Origin of the sequence: Lysinibacillus sp. K60 (assembly GCF_019731275.1) — a bacterium.
Lineage (GTDB): Bacteria > Bacillota > Bacilli > Bacillales_A > Planococcaceae > Lysinibacillus > Lysinibacillus capsici.
Map to the genome: position 1 here is coordinate 175,993 of NZ_JAASJR010000005.1, position 17,878 is coordinate 193,870.

The 17,878-nt window shown below is 34.7% G+C and carries 18 protein-coding genes; 14 read left to right on the top strand and 4 right to left on the bottom strand.

The genetic code is table 11. The features are described 5' to 3' along the window. Positions 1-265: 265 nt before the first annotated feature. The 3 genes from HCH28_RS12710 to HCH28_RS12720 are packed head-to-tail and all read left to right on the top strand — an operon-like array spanning position 266 to position 3,938. The gene (locus HCH28_RS12710; protein WP_221681225.1) at positions 266-1,762 is read left to right on the top strand and encodes an McrB family protein; all 1,497 of its coding nucleotides are present in this window, start codon (positions 266-268) and stop codon (positions 1,760-1,762) included. Then, on the top strand, positions 1,746-3,032 hold the full coding sequence (locus HCH28_RS12715; RefSeq protein ID WP_221681226.1) for an McrC family protein: 1,287 nt from the start codon (positions 1,746-1,748) through the stop codon (positions 3,030-3,032). The genes HCH28_RS12710 and HCH28_RS12715 overlap by 17 nt, the downstream gene beginning before the upstream one ends. Positions 3,033-3,062: 30 nt before the next feature. Further along, positions 3,063-3,938: a DMT family transporter gene (locus tag HCH28_RS12720; RefSeq protein ID WP_221681227.1), complete on the top strand. Its 876-nt coding sequence runs from the start codon at positions 3,063-3,065 to the stop codon at positions 3,936-3,938. Positions 3,939-4,052: 114 nt separating this feature from the next. On the opposite strand, the gene HCH28_RS12725 is transcribed toward HCH28_RS12720, so the two are convergent. Next, complete coding sequence (locus HCH28_RS12725; protein WP_221681228.1) at positions 4,053-4,631, bottom strand: DinB family protein; 579 nt, start codon at positions 4,629-4,631, stop codon at positions 4,053-4,055. A gap of 108 nt (positions 4,632-4,739) precedes the next feature. Between HCH28_RS12725 and HCH28_RS12730 the strand changes: the two genes are divergently transcribed. Beyond that, the gene (locus tag HCH28_RS12730; protein ID WP_221681229.1) at positions 4,740-5,237 is read left to right on the top strand and encodes a GNAT family N-acetyltransferase; all 498 of its coding nucleotides are present in this window, start codon (positions 4,740-4,742) and stop codon (positions 5,235-5,237) included. Between the two features lie 420 nt (positions 5,238-5,657). Here HCH28_RS12730 and HCH28_RS12735 read toward each other — a convergent pair whose 3' ends face one another. Continuing rightward, a complete protein-coding gene (locus HCH28_RS12735) occupies positions 5,658-5,813 on the bottom strand; it encodes a YvrJ family protein (protein ID WP_004228185.1) in 156 nt (51 codons plus the stop codon). Between the two features lie 173 nt (positions 5,814-5,986). Between HCH28_RS12735 and HCH28_RS12740 the strand changes: the two genes are divergently transcribed. Both HCH28_RS12740 and HCH28_RS12745 read left to right on the top strand, forming a co-directional pair. Next, positions 5,987-6,535 (top strand): sigma-70 family RNA polymerase sigma factor, encoded by a 549-nt coding sequence (locus HCH28_RS12740; RefSeq protein ID WP_221681230.1) that lies wholly within the window; start codon positions 5,987-5,989, stop codon positions 6,533-6,535. 3 nt (positions 6,536-6,538) lie between these two features. Then, the gene (locus HCH28_RS12745; RefSeq protein WP_221681231.1) at positions 6,539-6,730 is read left to right on the top strand and encodes a hypothetical protein; all 192 of its coding nucleotides are present in this window, start codon (positions 6,539-6,541) and stop codon (positions 6,728-6,730) included. 50 nt (positions 6,731-6,780) lie between these two features. Here the strand turns inward: HCH28_RS12745 and HCH28_RS12750 are convergent, their stop codons facing one another. Beyond that, complete coding sequence (locus tag HCH28_RS12750) at positions 6,781-7,680, bottom strand: 3-hydroxyacyl-CoA dehydrogenase (RefSeq protein ID WP_221681232.1); 900 nt, start codon at positions 7,678-7,680, stop codon at positions 6,781-6,783. 288 nt (positions 7,681-7,968) lie between these two features. Further along, positions 7,969-8,601: a LexA family protein gene (locus HCH28_RS12755; RefSeq protein WP_221681233.1), complete on the bottom strand. Its 633-nt coding sequence runs from the start codon at positions 8,599-8,601 to the stop codon at positions 7,969-7,971. A 306-nt stretch (positions 8,602-8,907) separates the two neighbouring features. On the opposite strand from HCH28_RS12755, the gene HCH28_RS12760 reads away from it, so the two are divergent. From HCH28_RS12760 to HCH28_RS12795, 8 genes are all read left to right on the top strand, one after another. Continuing rightward, entirely contained in the window at positions 8,908-9,306 is a 399-nt protein-coding gene (locus tag HCH28_RS12760) for an ECF-type sigma factor (RefSeq protein WP_221681234.1), read from the top strand. Between the two features lie 371 nt (positions 9,307-9,677). Beyond that, the gene (locus HCH28_RS12765) at positions 9,678-9,986 is read left to right on the top strand and encodes a hypothetical protein (protein WP_221681235.1); all 309 of its coding nucleotides are present in this window, start codon (positions 9,678-9,680) and stop codon (positions 9,984-9,986) included. Positions 9,987-10,232: 246 nt separating this feature from the next. After that, on the top strand, positions 10,233-10,574 hold the full coding sequence (locus HCH28_RS12770; protein WP_221681236.1) for a hypothetical protein: 342 nt from the start codon (positions 10,233-10,235) through the stop codon (positions 10,572-10,574). Positions 10,575-10,599: 25 nt separating this feature from the next. Beyond that, a complete protein-coding gene (locus tag HCH28_RS12775) occupies positions 10,600-11,175 on the top strand; it encodes a major tail protein (RefSeq protein ID WP_221681237.1) in 576 nt (191 codons plus the stop codon). A gap of 207 nt (positions 11,176-11,382) precedes the next feature. Further along, positions 11,383-11,697: a phage tail assembly chaperone G gene (gene gpG, locus HCH28_RS12780; protein WP_221681238.1), complete on the top strand. Its 315-nt coding sequence runs from the start codon at positions 11,383-11,385 to the stop codon at positions 11,695-11,697. A 190-nt stretch (positions 11,698-11,887) separates the two neighbouring features. Further along, positions 11,888-15,232: a phage tail tape measure protein gene (locus tag HCH28_RS12785; RefSeq protein ID WP_221681239.1), complete on the top strand. Its 3,345-nt coding sequence runs from the start codon at positions 11,888-11,890 to the stop codon at positions 15,230-15,232. Continuing rightward, complete coding sequence (locus HCH28_RS12790; RefSeq protein ID WP_255601290.1) at positions 15,232-16,092, top strand: phage tail family protein; 861 nt, start codon at positions 15,232-15,234, stop codon at positions 16,090-16,092. Before HCH28_RS12785 ends, HCH28_RS12790 begins: the two co-directional genes overlap by 1 nt. Before the next feature lie 12 nt (positions 16,093-16,104). Next, on the top strand, positions 16,105-17,532 hold the full coding sequence (locus tag HCH28_RS12795) for an autotransporter outer membrane beta-barrel domain-containing protein (RefSeq protein ID WP_221681240.1): 1,428 nt from the start codon (positions 16,105-16,107) through the stop codon (positions 17,530-17,532). Positions 17,533-17,878 lie beyond the last annotated feature (346 nt).

Sequence of the window (17,878 nt, forward strand, 5' to 3'; positions counted from 1 at the left end):
AAGCCCATAATAAGTAATTGTGATAAAAAATTCGTAAATGTCAGATTCATAGTGACCTTTACGGATTTTTTTGTTGAAGGAAAATTAAATAATATAGGATGATTTTATTAGATAAATAGGGTGACATTATAAAAAACTAGTAAAATTAGAATGATTTTATGGTATTATGATGGGAATAAATTCCTTGAAAGAAGGCACCTCAGTAATATAAGTTTGCCAATCAAGGTTGCTAAAAATATGAAGTTTAGAGGAGGATTCCCCAAAAATGAGTCAATGCAATATCAATACCATCCTGTACGGTCCACCAGGAACAGGGAAAACTTATAATACGGTGAACTACGCGGTTAGTATTATTGAGAATAAAGAATTTATGGCGATTTGCGCAGAAGCGTATCAAGATGTTTTTGAACGTTATCTTACGTATAAAAAGCAAGGTCAGATTCGATTCGTTACTTTTCATCAATCATATGGATATGAAGAGTTTATCGAGGGAATTAAGCCTGTTTTAAACGATGAAGCAGAAGAGAGCATTCAATATAAAATTGAATCAGGCGTGTTTAAAGAATTTTGTGAGCAAGCGCAACAATTAAAATTAACTGCTCATGATCAGGTGATGGAAGGAAATAAAAAAGTTTGGAAGATTTCTTTAGGAGGCAGTGGCAAGAATTGGCTGAAAGAAGAATGCTTTAAGGACAATCAAATTCGTATAGGCTGGGATGAGGAAGGTACTGATTTTATTGAGGATGGGGAATATCCTTCAGATACCTTGTACTATTTCTATGAGGGAATGAGTGTTGGCGATATTGTCTTTTCTTTAGGAGATCAAAAGCATATTGATGCAATTGGCATTATCACAGGAGAGCCTGAATGGTTAGAGGCAGAGGAAGATTTTAAAAGAAGTCGCGAAGTAGAGTGGATTGCCACGGATATCTATGAAAATATTTATGAGCTAAATGGCAAAACGAACTTAGTTCAGCAAACCATTTATGAGCTTTGGCGACTATCCATCAATGATGTGAATAATTTAATTTTAAAATACTCGCAAAATGATCAAATCGATGTGGAAGAAAACACTAATAACTATGTCTTTATTATTGATGAAATTAATCGAGGCAATATATCGAAAATTTTTGGTGAACTTATTACATTAATTGAGCCGACAAAACGAATTGGAGCACTAGAAGAAATGCATGTGAAGCTCCCATATTCTAAAAAGGATTTTGGTGTCCCTCAAAATGTCTATTTGCTGGGAACGATGAATACAGCCGATCGTTCGATTGCGTTGATGGATACAGCACTTAGAAGACGCTTTGACTTTATTGAAATGCTGCCAAATTTGAATGCAGTAGCTGATATAAAAGTTGGGAACATCCATATTCAACATCTAATGGAAGTCATGAACGCTCGTATTGAAGCACTGTATGATCGCGAACATACTATTGGCCATGCCTATTTTATGAGCTTAAAAGAAGACAGTTCATTAGAAAATCTAGCTAATATTTTTAAGAATACGATTATTCCACTTCTCCAAGAATATTTTTATGAAGATTATAGCAAGATTCAGTTAGTGTTAGGAGATCATCTAAAACCCCAGCAATATCGATTTATTTTGGATGAGAAATTAAGTATAAAAGGATTATTTGGTCGAGACATTGATATAGACCTCCCAGAAACGAAATACTATCTTCAAGCAAGTGCATTCGAGGAACCATCAAGCTATATCGGGATCTATGGAAGGGTCGAGAATGAAGAGGTTAATTGAAATGAAGGAATACGATATTCTGACATGCAATCAAGCTTTTAAAGATGAGTATGTATACATAGACAATGATTCTTTCGAGCAGCTTGAAAATATGATTTTGGACTGTAATGAAATGGAAGATGTTGATGCATACAATTTTTTCTCTGTCTCCACAAAGCGGCATGTTGGAAAGGTCATTCGTGCAAAAAATTATGTTGGTATTGTGCAATTAAAGAATGGTACACAAATTCAAATTTTTCCAAAAATATTTGGGAAAACAGCTATTGACCCTAAAAAAACATTTTTGAAAATGCTTAAGTCACTACAAGAATTTCCTAGCAAAACCTTTAATGAGACTAGTCTTCGTACAGATCAGATGACGTTATTGGAAATTTTCATTCGATTGTACATTGAAGAAGTACAAAAATTGATTAAAAAAGGACTTAAATCATCCTATTATGCAATGGAGGATAACTTAAATGTATACAAAGGAAAAATGGTATTCTCACAGCAATTAAAATATAACCTTATTCATCGACAACGATTCTATACACGCTATGATGAGTTTGGAATGAATCGAGCAGAAAATCGGTTAATCAAGGCTACATTGCTTTATTTATTAAAACATTCTACTAGCAATGACAATATAAATGAAATTCGTAAGCAACTCATACACTTTGAACTCATTGAGCAATCAAAAAACTACAGTAAGGATTTTTCTCAGGTAAAGATTGATCGTAACTCAAAAGATTATGAAACGATTATGCAATGGTCTAAAATTTTTTTAAATAATCAAAGCTTTACAACTTTTTCAGGACATTCATTTGCTAAAGCCTTATTATTTCCAATGGAAAAAGTTTTCGAGTCTTATATTGGCTTTCATCTGAAAAAGCTACTAAGTGATTCAGCATGGCAGGTACAACTACAGGATAAAGGCTATCATTTATTTCAAGGGAAATTTGCATTGCGACCAGATATTGTGTTAACTAATGACGCTCGTAAAATTATTTTAGATACAAAGTGGAAAATGCTAAGTAACACGCCACACAATAACTATGGCATTTCACAGGCAGATATGTATCAAATGTATGCTTATGCTAAAAAATATCACGCTAAAGAAATATGGCTCCTTTATCCATTGAATACGGAAGTTGAACAAATGAAAGAAATACATTTTAACACAAATGAAGGGGATCAAAGTGCAGAAGTGAGGGTGTTTTTCGTCGACTGTCATCATGTAGAGAAAAGTTTGGAGAAACTAGTAAAGAAGTTTACTCTAGCAAATCAATAATATGAATAGACATCCTATCAGGAGGAATCTATGGGAGTTATAGTTGAAAATAAACGTAATCTATATGCAATAGGGGTAATAAGTTTACTATTGTCAGCCATTTTAACATCTATTAGTCAAGTGTATTACTCGAACCGTGTACAAGCCGTGCATCCATTTCTTTTCACCGGTATTAGTTTTTTTCTCACGACTGTCTTCTTTCAATTAATCACAAGTAAGCAAAAGGTAGAGCCCTGCTGGAAAGAGGCACGTTCATCATTATGGAAGTTAAACGGTGCTTCCATATTAGCCTTTATGGGGTTTTACTTTGCATTAAAATATATTGAACCAGCGATAGTGAGCTCTCTTGAAATGGGACTAGGCCCCTTGTTTGCATTGCTACTTGCAATACAGCAGAAAAAACGAGTGATACATGCACAGTGGGGTATTGCAATTGGCATATTTGCAGCTAGTTTATTACTGATTAGTGCTATTTTTACAGGGAAATCGGCTATACAAACATGGGACCAATCAAGTATTTTAGGAGTCGGTGCGAGCATATTGTGTGGACTTGGTGCGGTATTATGTACAGTCTATTCTAAGCAACTCAGTCAATTAGGATGGACAAGCTCGATGATATTATCAAAAAGATTTTATGGTATCATTTTGCTTTCATTTATCGCTACATATGATGTCATGTTTACTTATTTGCTTGAAAACATTGGTTGGATTTTATTGATGACCGTCATCGGTGTTTTGATACCAATGTATTTATTACAGAAGGGTATTCAATATTGTGAAGTATTTTTAGTCATGATGTCATTGTGCTTTATTCCTGTATTCACCTTCTTTTTTCAGCTATTCGATACAAGGCTACAATGGTCAAATATTACGTTAATGGGTGTCTGTTATTGTTTGGAATTTTAAGTGTAATTCTAGAACAAAAAGCTCGTAGCGTTTCCTAATGAAATTTTTCCATGACAAAGTTGCTATACTGAAAAATCCGGAGCCAGTTTTGATGGGCATAAAATCAAATTGGCTCTATGTGATTTCTTTAATTGTACCTTTCAAATTCTTTCCTCCTAAAAGCCCTTCCATCCTATTAAAGTGATGCCTCTCATGAATAGCCAGCAACTGAATAGCTTGAATGAGATTAGGATAATGCGCAATGGGATCAGGAAAAACAATATGCCCTGCAACATCCTCGTCTATATTTTGTACTAACTTTTGCAAAGCAAGTGTCTCGTTGATAAGTAATTGCTCGATATCATAACTGTTTAATACAAAGCGTACTTTCTTAGGTGGAACTAAAATACCTGGTGCTCGCATTCCTTGTCCTTTTTTGGATTGATATTCTTCATAAATATCATGTATTTCAGTAGAGTATGGCTTGTTTCTTCGCCTTTTAGCGATAGGCATGAGGAATAAAGAATATTTGGTTGCTGTGTGGAGCATTTTGAGAATCAAATAAAGGTGATAAAAGTGTTCACCAATGGACCATTTTCCCTCACGTGTTACTCGCCATAGTTCTTCCTGTGAAAGTGAATGAATAGCTGGTAGATAGTGTGCTCGTTGTGCCTGTAATGTAAGAAAGTGTTTTGACATCTTAGTAGATTCCATAGATTTTCAGCTCCCTTATTTCCATTTTAAGGATTACTGTTGTAAAAGTACATCAAATGCCAATCGTTATGGCCGATAAATAGGAAAAGTATGATAGGAGGGAAGGTCATGGAAATTAGACAATTAACAGCAGCAGATGCTGAGGTATATAGAGATTTAAGATTAGAGGGATTACAAACAAATCCAGAAGCTTTTGGCGCTAGCTTCGAGGAAGAAAAGGATTTGTCACTTGAGTCGTTTGCAAGTAGGCTCGAGGGACAGGGAACATTTACATTTGGGGCATTTGACCAGGAGGATTTACTTGGTGTGGCGACATTGGTGCAAGCAAATAAAATGAAGCTAAAGCATAAAGCGAGTATTTTTGCCGTTTATGTTTCTTCAAAAAAGCGGGGATTGGGCATAGGAAAACAACTAATGGTAGGGATCATCAATCAAGCAAAGTCAATAGTAGACGTCGAGCAAATTAATTTAACAGTTGTTTCTTCCAATGAATCAGCAAAAGGATTATACACATCGTTAGGTTTTCACGTTTTTGGAACAGAACGAAACGCCTTAAAAATAGGACAGCAATATTTTGATGAGGATTATATGGTGCTGTATTTCTAAAAATGCTAAAAAGCCTTTGAAGTATTCATCTTCAAAGGCTTCAATTTATTATGGTGAGTAGCAATGGAACAATGAAAAGAAAGCAAGGAATAAAAGAATCCCCGTGATAAAAAGAATAAGTAAAGCACTAACAATGCCCGCTTTCTTTATAAGAAACCATATACTTAGCATGATAATAATGACCGAAAATGTGGATGCGAGCCAAAATCCAAGAATCCCCAAGTATTCAATCATAATGGGGAATGAATCGTGAAAGTAATTATACGGAATATCTAGCCTAAGAAAAGTGGTCAACAGAAGATCCATAAAATCCCCCCATCTACATATTTGTTCTTACATATATGGTATGCAGAAGCATCTTTAAGTCACACGGCAGCATCCTTTAAAAAGGATGCTGCCGTAAATTTTTTTATAGGCTTATTAATTTTCCCTTTTATCTAACAACTTCAGGATGATCGCTTCCAAATTTTCTATTTTCTTCTCAAAACGCATAAAGAGATAGATGGTAATGGCAATAGGGAAACCTGAATTACCTATTAGGTGAACCCACATTTGTATAGTTTCAACTGGTATCATAACATCTTCCTCCCTCATTATTGTGATGCTTACAGTTCTTAAAAGTGAACGTACGATTAATAAAATCAATATGAATGAATAAAATATAGAACATTTGTTCTGTTTTTGGTTTATAATAGATATATGATATTCACTTTAATGAACAAGAAGGCGAATATATAGGAGTGATGCGAATGTGTAATGAGTACAAAATTATAGAAGAGTTTTTTTACAGAAATAGAGAACAGGTTAAAAATCCAATTATCAGAAGTTTTTTGGCAGATGCACAAAATCTTTATTTGGTACAACATGCAGTCTTATATCCCAATGATTGTAATTTGAAAATGGTTGATGAAACATTTCAAGCTCATTATCAAAGGGTACAGAAAATAAAATATATCAGCAATTTAATTTATTTCTTTAGCCTGGATTTCGATAAAAAAAAGAGAAGATTGCAAAATCGCTTTTTATTAGTCGCAGATAGTGGTCTAATGGACGACGGTATAAGAGAAGAAGAGAGCGGAGAAGAAGGGTTATTAGAAAAAATTGAAAATGAACAGCTCTTTAAAGGTTTGCAAAAATTAACAGACAAGCAACTTCAAATTTTAGAAATGATTTATGTCAAAGACTATTCTATAAAAGTAATCGCTGAAACATTACAAACAACATCACAGAATATATCCAATGTTCATCAAAAGGCTTTAAAGAAGCTTCATCATATTATTAGAAAGGAGGAGATTTAGTAAATGCAGAACAATATGAATGAGGAGATGCTAATAATTATCCAAAATTTTACTCCAAAAATTAAGCAGTGTCTCCACCAAACAAGTTACCAGGATAGAGAAGACTTAGAACAGGAGATTAAATTGAAAATTATTGAAAAGCTGACAACGAAGGAATTTCAAAACACACCTAGTTTTTGGGATTTTTTTGTATGAATAAAAAAGAGCAATGCCCTTTTAAGAAGGACCATTGCTCTTTCTAATCATTAACCCTTTAAGAAATCTGATTTTGCAAAGCTTGGGTTTGGATATGTGTAGAAGCCCTCGCCTGCTGCGCGACCTAATTTACCTTTTTCGATGTACTCTGTTTTTAAGAGGTTAGCTAATTTTTTCATGTTTTCATCACCAGTGGCATTTGCTTTCGCTTCCACAATGTTATAAGCAGTATTAATGCCAACGATGTCTAGAATAGCAAATGGTCCAAGTGGAGCGCCTGTACCAATCATCCATGTTTTATCGATTGTTTCTGGATCAGCCACTTCTTTTACAAGTAAAGATTCAGCTGCATCTAAAAACGGAACTAGTAATGAGTTTAAAATATAGCCAGGTTGCTCTTTATGCAATGGTAGTGGTACCATGCCGATGGCGCGTGCAAATTCAATCACTTCATCAAATACTTTCATATCTGTACCTGGGTGTTTCATAATTTCTGCAGTATTGTTTTTCCAAATCGTATTAGCAAAGTGAAGTGCTAAAAACTTCTCTGGACGGCCAGTTGCTTCAGCAAATTGGCTTGGTAGTAAAGTAGACGAGTTTGTTGCAAAAATTGTATTTGCTGGTGCTACTTTTCCAAGATTCGTGTAAAATTCTGTTTTGATGCTCACAACTTCAGGGATTGCTTCTATAATAAGGTCAGCATTGGCAACGGCTTGAGCCAAGTCACTATTAAATGTAAGACGTGCATAGGCTGCATCCACTTCTTCTTGTGTAGCACCTAAATCTTGTTGATAAAGTGGTTTTAATTTGGTAATACGATCCTGTGCATTTTTTAACGCCTCATCGTTAATGTCATACACTGTTACATTAAAACCTTTGAAAGCAGATTGATAAGCAATTTGGCTTCCTAATACACCACTGCCTGCAACCGTAATGTTTTGATAATTCATCGAAATTCCTCCTTTGGAATTGTTACATTAATATAATAGTATGGATATGTAGAGAATCCTTCGTTACAATTCCATACTACTTCTACAATTGAATAAAAATCAAATGAAAGCCTCTAATGTTATATGAGTATAAAAATGTGATAGCAAGTTAAAACTCTCTTATTGAAGTATGTGCGAATTTACATTAAAAATAAGTCCATAAAAAATTGTCACCCAATTGAGTGACAAGCTTAGTCTATAAAAATTTTTACTTTTTTCGTTAATTATTCATATTTAATGAATTCGAAATTATAATGTAACCTTAAAACTAATAGCTTTTCCGATAATTTTTGCAGGATTATTCTCATCCACTATATAAGGTTCGTGTTTGGGGTTATCTGGCATAAGTAAAATCATGTCACCTTGTTTTTTTACGCGTTTAAGAGTCGCTTCAGTATCACCGTTTACAAGTACAGCAGCTATTTCACCGTATTCAACTTCATTCTGCTCTCTTATAAGAACTTTAGAGCCGTTTGGTATAGTTGGTTCCATTGAATCACCTTTAGCCACAAGAGCGAAAATATTACCTGTTGGCAGTAATTCTGAAAACTCATACATATACCCTTCTACATTTTGTTGTGCAATGATTGGCTCTCCACAAGCGATCACACCTAAAATTGGAATTTTTACAAAGTTAGGTTGTACTTCTATTAAGTTTGTTGGTTGCTCCTCTGTTAAATCGGAACGTCTTATATTAAAATAGTCTGCCATTAATTGTATTTTATCATGTCTAGGGTATGTACTAGCTTTCATCCAATTAGATACGGTTGTTTCAGGTATATTTAGTTCCCTTGCCATATCTGTTTGATTTAAACCCTTCTTCTCTAATTGAAGTTTTAAGTTTTTTGAGAAAACCCTCTTTAATTTATCCGAGTTATCCATATTTCATCACCTCCTTATTATGATAATACCGATAAAAAGTATTTTTGTAAATATTTTAATACCTTTTAAAAGTATTTTCTCTTGACTGTACCGTTTAAAGGTACTATATTGGAAATAACTTGTTAAATGGGTAATAGATTATTAAAAGTAATAGGGGGAGTTAGATGTGCAATTTTAATAAATATCATTGTAAAAAAAGAAATGGGAAGACATAAGTTGTTACTGTGTAATACTGTTTAAAAGTGTTTTAGGAGATGTGAAAATTAGAGGTAAAAATTCAGAAAGCTAAAAGGGTGGTTGTTAAATATGTACGAATGGTTACTAGATTATCAGCAAATTGAGGATGAAATTGCTTATTTGGAATATAACCTTGAGCGATCACAGAAAGAATTAAAACGATGGGTTACTGGAGATTTGGCTAGGGTAAAACTCACTGCTGAATCGGATGGAGCAAAACTAGAAGAGCGAATTGAAAGAATTGAACGAGAGTTGCAAGTTAAACTTGTGGAACAAAAAAAAATCTTGGATCTTATTGGAAAATTTAGTGGGTTGAATCATAAAATATTAAAATTAAAATATGTGGATGGAATGACATTAGAAGAAATAGCTGAGGTATTAAATTATAGTGCTAGTTATATTTACAAAAAGCATGCAGAAATTGCAAAGATGATTAAATTTGCACATGAAATTAAACTAACAAATTGATTTAGTTTTTCTTATTAATATATAAACAATGTGGTGACCACTTTTTATTAAAGGTGGTCTTTTCTATTGCTTCAATTTAAGCTTTCACTTAATTGACACCAACTAGATTGTATAGAAATGATTGATAATCCATAATATGATGGTAATATAAAAATTCGGTTAATTGAAGTGCTATATTAGCAGAGGATTTTTTTAGTATCTTTCCTTTTACTGACACTCAGATGATTGAATAGAAGGTATAGAAATTCCGTAATATGATGTTAATGTAGAAGTTTGTTATATGAAATTTTAACTTTACATGAATTGTGTTAGGTGAAGGCCACTCAAAATTGAGTGGTCTTTTCAAATACTCATAATAAGGGGATGATTGGATGGAAGTAATTTATGCAAAATGCAATAAATCATGTGGTTATAAATTCTATGTTCAGTCTTTTAAGAACGTGAGGCTGAGCCATACGATTGAAAAAAACTATTTTACTTGCCCTAACTGTGGTCGGGAGTATGTTTGTTTTTACACTGATGATAATGTACGAAAACTTCAAGCAGAATTAAGGAAACTATATCTTGAAATGAGAAGGGTTAATGGTTTTCAGTATAGGAAGTTAAAGAAAATAGAGTCTGCTTTGAAACAAAGTATTTTTAACAGTATGACGGATATTAAAAATATGGTTGAAAGATAGCTAGTAAAAATAAATATTTTGAAAGGAGGTGAAAAATAGTGATTAAGAGAGAACGAATGAAAACGTCTACTGAGTTATTGTCAGTAGGCGTTTTTAGCTTGAAAAAAATCCACAATTGCAGAATGACTGTAGTTGAAATGATTCTTTATTTTAGGAGTTCAATATTTCATTCACTTAAGGGGAATATGTTCAAAATCTAGCATGGACTGAGTTTTATCATATTTCAAAGAGTTAGGAGAAATAAATATGAGGGATTTAATGAATCATATTCCTATTATTTTAGAGCCATTAGGTTTGCCTATCATCTTTAATGGATTTCCTAAAGAATCCGAAAAACCAAATCAATTCATCACTTTTTTAGAAATAAGTGCAAAGCCTATCTTTGTAGCTGGTGGAAACGAAATTGAAACTGAACGGATTGTCCAAGTTAATGTATGGTCCAACCTGAACTATCACCAGCTAGCAGAGAGTATCAAACATTTGATGGGAAATGCAGGATTTGAACGGATTCTAGAATATGATGAGCCTTATATTGTAGGCGAATCTCATAATAACAGGGTACTTCAATTCGTCTTGTGTGAAGAATAATAATAAAAATATGGAGGTCATGTAAATGACAATTTTAAATGAAAAACCACAAAAACTGAGCTTAAAACGAATTCATTATGCACTAATGACAAATGAACAAACAGAAACATGGGGTGAAGTTAAAACATTAACAATGCCTATTTCCATGACACTTACACCTAACTTTTCAGAAGCACATTTAGATGCAGGAGACCGTGTAGTAGATCAGGAAGCACAATTGGATTCTATTACAATTGCAGGGGAAACAGCTGATTTACCAACTGACGTCCTAGTAGATTGGTATGGGCATAAGAAGTCAGCAGAAGGTGGTATCATTACAAATGCAAATGATACACCTAATCCAATTGCAATTGGTTTTGAATCGGGTACTAAGCTTGTTTGGCTATTAAAAGCGAAATTGAAATTAGGTGAAGAAACAAATTCGACTCGTAAGAAAGGTGAAACAGGTTACAAAGTATATCCATTCGGTGGTGAAGCATTACCATTAATCGATGGCGTAATTAAACATACAGTAGATACACGAGATGCAGGGGTAACGGTGACAGCTGAATCATTCTTTGACTCTGTCGCAAAACCAAGTGAAACTGTTGTAACTCCTTAAATGAATAGGCTAGGACATAACTAATTGAGACCTTCATAAAGCTGAATAATCTCTAGATTAACAAAAAATAGTAATTAAAAACCGAACTATTCGAAACACTTCGTGAGCGTTTCAAAGGATAGTTCGGTAATTTTGTAGGTTAAAACACTTTAGTCCCAAGCCTCTCTTCCCTAATATAGAAAGTTACTAGAAAGGATGAATAATAAAATGCAAATTACTTTAAAAATTGATGGTCAAGAAAAACAATTTTCAAATGACTTTGTGAAAGCCCGAGTGTTTCGCAATGCGCTAAAAATGAATGAGAAAATGAGACAAGAAGGGAATGAAATTTCTGTTGAAACTTTTGATGAAATGATTGCCTTTGTTGTCAATGTGTTTGAGAATCAATTCACAATGGATGATGTTTGGGATGGGTTAGAGGCAGGAAGATTGCAAGATGAAATTATGCGAGTTTTTAATAGTGTTCTAAACATTGGAGGACTAGAAACAAAAACCATCGTAAATGATGAAGAGGGAAAGTAAGTGAAATAACTCCTTATCAACATATTAAATTATTTTATAGAAAATTGATAAAAGAGGGTTATAAACTACATGAGATTGACGAAATGGATATTCATTTTTGGTTTGAATTGTTAGTTGATGATGATGAAATAGAGGAAGTCACAGCTGATGAAATTTCCTGGTTGTGATGAAACAAAGGCGGTGATGAAATATGGCAGAAATCAGTGCTGTTGAGCTTAATTTAAATACATCGAATTTTAATGGCTCTATAGAACAATTAACTCGTAATTTGACAGCAATGGGAGCTGAATTAAGGGCATTACAAGCACTAGGTAATGAATATGAAAGTTCGGTGGAAGGTTTAGCAAATAAACAAAATATTCTTAGGCGATCAGTTGAAGCTGCAAATCTAAATTTTACGGAGCAACGTAGAAAGTATGATGAATTAATAGCCTCAGGTTCAGCAAATACCGAGGAAATAGAAAAACAGGCAATTGCTGTGAATGAAGCTCTTGTTGAATACAATCGTTTAAATACACAGCTAACAGAAGTCGATCAGCAATTAAGTGAGCAATCATCAAAATGGAATAAATTTCAGGAGCTTGGTGGAAAGTTAAAGACTGTTGGGGAAAGTATGTCTACTATTACAGCTCCTATCAAAGCTTTTGGTGTGTATGCCCTTAATGCTGCTGTAGATTTTGAAAGTGCTTTTGCCGGTGTACGTCAAACTGTGAACACTAGTGAGGAAAATTTTAAGAAGCTTGAAAGTGGAATCCGTAGTATGGCTAAGGAGCTTCCAGTAAGTGCTACTGAAATTGCTGGAGTTGTTGAATCTGCTGGGCAGCTAGGAATCGCAGAAGAGCATCTTATTTCATTCTCCCGTGCTGTTATTGATATGGGCAATTCAACGGGGATGACACGTGAACAGGCAGCAAAAGAGTTCGCTGAGTTTGCAAATATTGTAGGAATGGGGCAAGGAGACTTTGATCGATTAGGTTCCTCTATTGTTGATTTGAGTACTACTATGGGTGTTGCTGCATCTGACATTATGAAGATGGGAATGGGATTTGCTGAGCAAGCTTCTAAAATTGGTTTAACCGAATCTCAAATAATGGGACTAGCTGCTACTATGTCGAGCCTAGGGATTAACGCTGAAACTGGTGGAGCGGCTATGACTTCAGTTTTGCAAAAGATTCAAAAAGCTGTAGGAGATGGCGGTGAAAGCTTATCTGGTTTTGCTCAGGTAGCTAACATGACTAGTGCCGATTTTAAAAAGGCATTTGAAACAGACGCGGCCTCTGCTTTAGATGCATTGGTTAAAGGGTTAGCAGAATCATCTGAAGGTGGAGCTAACTTAAAAGATGTGCTTGCTGATTTAGGGGTTAATGGTGATGAAACTGATGTACTTTTGAGTATGGCTGGTGCTTCGGATTTACTTACATCAGCTGTTAATTCTTCTACTGATGCCTGGAAGGAAAATACGGCATTATCTGATAAAGCAGCCGAGCGTTATCAAACGACAGAGTCTCAAATGGCTATAATGAAAAATCAGCTTGTAGATGTAGGTATAAGCATCGGAAATGTATTAATTCCCCTTGTACAAAAAGTTCTTGATATTTTTGTGCCCTGGATCGAGAAGTTCAGCAGTTTATCTTCTGAAACACAAAATACAATTGTTATTATTGGTGGTTTAGCAGCCGCTATTGGCCCTTTATTAGTAGTTGGGGGAACATTAATTTCAAGTATTGGATCAATCGTGACTGCAATCGGTGGGTTTTCAATGGCAATTGGAGCAGCAGGTGGGGCTACAACGGCGTTAGGTGCTACATTAGCATTAATAATGAATCCTGTAGGCATAGCTGTTGCTGCGTTTGCAGGTTTAGGAATCGCAGCATATGCAGTAACTAAGAATCTTAATGAATCATCTATCCAAGTAGAAGATTGGAAAGATAAAGTATCTGAAGCCACTGCCGAGTCAGTAGGAAGCTTTTTGGAGTTATCAGATCAAGCGACAGTGGCACTTAATCAACTAGCGTGGTCTGGTCAAGCAGTCACACAAGAAATGGCAACAAATATGATAACCATTTATAGTGAGATGGGTGATCAAGTGTTAGCCGAAATGCAAGCTGATCATGCTCAAGAACTAGAGACCATGCAGAACCATTTTGCTTCAAGTAATGCTCTAACTGAAGAACAGGAAGCAAATATTTTAGCTCGAGTAGCACAAAGTCAAACAGAGCAACAACAAGCTATTACAGATGGAAAGGCTCGAATTACAGAAATTTATCAAAATGCTGCTGCTAATAATAGAACCATAACTGAAGCAGAACAACAGGAAATTAATCTGATTCAACAAACGATGAAGGAGAATGCAATAAAGCATCTTTCAGATAGTGAAGTAGAGCAAAAGATTATTTTAGAAAGCTTGAAAAATGAAGCCTCAAAAATTTCAGCAGAACAAGCTGCTGAAGTTGTCCAAAACTCCTTGAAACAAAAAGAAGATGTTATTCGAGATGCTGAGGATCAATACAACGAAACATACAAGTGGGCAGTTAGACAACGAGATGAAACAGGTGCGATGTCTGCAGAAGAGGCCCAAGCTGTAATTGATGAAGCTGGTCGTAAACGAGATGAAACCATTAAAAATGCCGAGTCTATGCATCAGAAGGTTGTTAATGAAGCAAAACTCCAAGCTGAAGAACATGTGAATAAAGTAAATTGGGAAACTGGAGAAGTACTTTCTAAGTGGGAAGTTTTTAAAAATAATGCTTCAAAAAAATGGGATGATATTAAAGTAGGTGCTTCAAATAAATGGGAAGAAATGAAAGCAGACACTATTCGGATATGGGAAGAGATAAAGGCTTGGCCTGGTAGGAAAATAGAAGAGATGAAATCCACAGTCGAAGACAAAATGAACGACGTCAAAAATAAAATCGAAACAAAGTGGAATGAGGCACAGTCATTTTTGAAAAATATTGAGCTCTCAAGTATAGGTAAAAACATTGTCTTAGGTTTGATTTCTGGAATAGGTGATATGTTCGGTAATGTCCGTAGGAAAATTGAAGAATTAGCAGGACTTATTCCAAACTGGGCAATGGAAATCCTAGGTATTAAATCTCCTTCGCGAGTATTTATGGCTATTGGAAGAAATACAATTGAAGGCTGGGAAATTGGTATGGCCGAGAGAAAAAATAATCTAAAAGGAGTAATGAATGACTTAACAGATAGTGTTGAAAATACAGTTCGAAAAAACCTTGATATTCATAGTCTTTCACCCATTATGAGTAATTTTGGTAGTCATATAGGCCAAGGGTTAATTTTAGGAATTGATGACATGGCAGGTAGGGTTGCAAATGCAGCACAGCGTTTAGCATTCAATATGGATGGTCAGCAAGGGATAAGTTCTTCCCACGCAACGTCGATTGATAGATCTCGCTCTTATACGAGTGGAGATACAAATATTTATATATACGATAGTCACCCTTCTCCTTCGGAAATTGCTCGAAAAAATAAACAAGTACAACGTCAATTAGCAATGGAATGGGGGATGATTTGATGATTGAAGAAGTTATTTTTACAAATGCTCGGGGGCAATCTATTAAATTCTCCAACCAGAAGCCCTTCTTGTTACAGTCCATAGAGGGGAAAGCTGATGTTAGTGCTGATATTCAAACACAATCAGCACCTTTTCAAGACGGTAGTACTTATATAGACAGCTACCTACAACAGCGTTCAGTAGCTTTAAATGTGTCAATATTAGCAGAAAATAATTTATCTATGATAAAACAACGGCAGTTACTTGTTTCTGTATGCAACCCTAAATTTGGTCTTGGAAAGCTCACTTACATTAAAGGAAATACAAAACGCGAAATTCAAGCTGTAGTTGAAAATGTACCCGTTTTTGGTGTTGGGAGAGAGAATAATGGAATAAGATTCCAACGTACTATTATAAATTTTCTGTGCCCGTCACCTTTTTGGCAGGAATTTTCTACTGAAAGTTATAAATTGGAAGACTTTGTTAGCAACTTTAGATTTCCTTTTTATTTCCCAGTACGTTTTGCAACAAGAGGTGACTCGAAAGTGCTAATTAATAATGGTGATGTGCCGACACCAATCGTAGTTGAGTTCAGAGGACCTGTTGAAAATCCCCAAATCACCAATATAACAACAGGTGAATTTATTCGTGTAAATCGAGAAATACCTACAGGTTACAAACTTTTTCTTGATACATCATTTGGGAATAAACAAGTTGAAATAGAGAGTCCCAATGGAGTTAAAGAAAATGCATTTCACTATATTGATTTACAATCTACCTTCTTTCATTTAAATGTTGGTGAAAATAGGGTTGCTTTTATAACGGATAGTGGAAATCCAGAGGTTTACGTAAAGTTTAAACAAAGATATTTAAGTGTATAAGGATGTGATGAAATGGCTGAAAAATATAAATTTTTTGATCCAGTACAAAGAGAAGATGGTACTTACGATAGGGAATACAGCGCACAAGAATTTACCGATTATTTTAAAACATTAATAAATACAGGCATTCTAAAGGCAGCTGGTAATCAATTACATGTTGCAGCAAATGGATCTAATATGATGACAACCATTGACACAGGGGTGGCATTTATATTAGGACGCTATTATGAAAATGATAGTTTAAAAGAATTACTTCATGATACAGAATCACTCGGTAATAGTCGTATCGACAGAATAGTTATTAGAATGGATTTAAGTACAGAGGCAAGATATGTAAAAGCGTTTATTAAAAAGGGAGTAGCTTCCGCAAAACCAGTTGCACCAGCATTAACCCAAACGGCCAATTTTTACGAGATTTCATTAGCACAAGTTAAAGTGATAGGTGGGCAAACTTATATAAATGCTAGTGATGTGACGGATGAGCGTGGTAGAGATACACTTTGTCCATGGGCAGGGTCTAACATTTTACCAAGCTTTAATGACAATGCTTTGAATATGCATATTAATGATGGTACGTTGCATATACCTTATGCCATTACAAGTGGCTTAACAAATACCTATACAGTACTAATTCCTAACGTTAATCAATACACAGAAGGTATGGCGATGTCTGTAAAGATTAACATTCAAAATACAGGGGCATCAACTATAAATGTTAACGGATTAGGTGCCAAAAATATAATAAAAGCAAATGGGAGCCTTCTTTCAGGTGGTAATCTAAGAACAAATAGTGTTTACACATTAAGATATAATGGGACGGCTTTTATATTACAGGGTGAAGGGGGGGGAGGAACTGCAACCTCAACAGATGTACTAGCGGGAAAAACATTTACCAATGATAATGGTGAAGTTACAGGGTCTATGATTAATCATGGTTCAAAAGGAACTATTATACCTGGTACTTTCAATCAAAGCATGGCTGCAGGTTACTATAACGCTTTTAACGTTTTAGGAGATGCGAACTTGATTGCGAGCAACATAAAAAAAGGTGTTAATCTTTTTGGTATAGCTGGAACTTCTGAAACTAAAATTGCGTATACTTCAGCAAATAGAACTGTGTCATCTGGCAACCCCACTATGCAAACATTTACTATAACACTAAACGCAGGCTTTACAATAAAGGCATATATAATCGTTATTAATTCCATATATTTCGGACCTTATACTCTTAGTGGAATCGGAGTTTTGGTAGACGGAGTAAAAAGTGGGACACTACAATTAGGTGGGATGGGATATAACAATCAAAATTGGCTATACGTTAGCAATGGAAGTTCGATTTCTGGAACCACATTAAACGGTTCTATTACTGTTAATGCAAACTACTCTGGGATAACAAGTGGACAAACAATTTCATTAGAAGCTATAGCTTGGGGGTTTTAATAATGAGTTTTAAACAGTTAGGTTGAAGAATATAGTATTCAGTATCAAATTGTACGCTTATATTGGATACAGGAGAATATGCTGGATATGATCATATGTTTTTAATGAAATAGAACATATAGATTTATCTTTTGGTGAGTTTAGAGAAGAATTTACAACTTGTCTCTCGTTTAGAGTAAATCCCCCAAACCCCAAAAATTGAGTTTGCCTATCAAAACCAGATTTATTTGAAAAGCCAATCGAACATTTAAAAGGATTAAAGATGAGAGAGAACAAGATCAACAACGTATATTAGATTTAGAATTAATGCTTGCAAAAGCAAAAAAAAATTTTAGCAAGATAATTT

Coding starts and splice junctions, on each gene's coding strand:
- HCH28_RS12710 (WP_221681225.1), top strand. CDS start 266: ATGAGTCAATGCAATATCAATACCATCCTGTACGGTCCACCAGGAACA.
- HCH28_RS12715 (WP_221681226.1), top strand. CDS start 1,746: ATGAAGAGGTTAATTGAAATGAAGGAATACGATATTCTGACATGCAAT.
- HCH28_RS12720 (WP_221681227.1), top strand. CDS start 3,063: ATGGGAGTTATAGTTGAAAATAAACGTAATCTATATGCAATAGGGGTA.
- HCH28_RS12725 (WP_221681228.1), bottom strand. CDS start 4,631: ATGGAATCTACTAAGATGTCAAAACACTTTCTTACATTACAGGCACAA.
- HCH28_RS12730 (WP_221681229.1), top strand. CDS start 4,740: ATGGAAATTAGACAATTAACAGCAGCAGATGCTGAGGTATATAGAGAT.
- HCH28_RS12735 (WP_004228185.1), bottom strand. CDS start 5,813: ATGATACCAGTTGAAACTATACAAATGTGGGTTCACCTAATAGGTAAT.
- HCH28_RS12740 (WP_221681230.1), top strand. CDS start 5,987: ATGTGTAATGAGTACAAAATTATAGAAGAGTTTTTTTACAGAAATAGA.
- HCH28_RS12745 (WP_221681231.1), top strand. CDS start 6,539: ATGCAGAACAATATGAATGAGGAGATGCTAATAATTATCCAAAATTTT.
- HCH28_RS12750 (WP_221681232.1), bottom strand. CDS start 7,680: ATGAATTATCAAAACATTACGGTTGCAGGCAGTGGTGTATTAGGAAGC.
- HCH28_RS12755 (WP_221681233.1), bottom strand. CDS start 8,601: ATGGATAACTCGGATAAATTAAAGAGGGTTTTCTCAAAAAACTTAAAA.
- HCH28_RS12760 (WP_221681234.1), top strand. CDS start 8,908: ATGTACGAATGGTTACTAGATTATCAGCAAATTGAGGATGAAATTGCT.
- HCH28_RS12765 (WP_221681235.1), top strand. CDS start 9,678: ATGGAAGTAATTTATGCAAAATGCAATAAATCATGTGGTTATAAATTC.
- HCH28_RS12770 (WP_221681236.1), top strand. CDS start 10,233: ATGAGGGATTTAATGAATCATATTCCTATTATTTTAGAGCCATTAGGT.
- HCH28_RS12775 (WP_221681237.1), top strand. CDS start 10,600: ATGACAATTTTAAATGAAAAACCACAAAAACTGAGCTTAAAACGAATT.
- gpG (WP_221681238.1), top strand. CDS start 11,383: ATGCAAATTACTTTAAAAATTGATGGTCAAGAAAAACAATTTTCAAAT.
- HCH28_RS12785 (WP_221681239.1), top strand. CDS start 11,888: ATGGCAGAAATCAGTGCTGTTGAGCTTAATTTAAATACATCGAATTTT.
- HCH28_RS12790 (WP_255601290.1), top strand. CDS start 15,232: ATGATTGAAGAAGTTATTTTTACAAATGCTCGGGGGCAATCTATTAAA.
- HCH28_RS12795 (WP_221681240.1), top strand. CDS start 16,105: ATGGCTGAAAAATATAAATTTTTTGATCCAGTACAAAGAGAAGATGGT.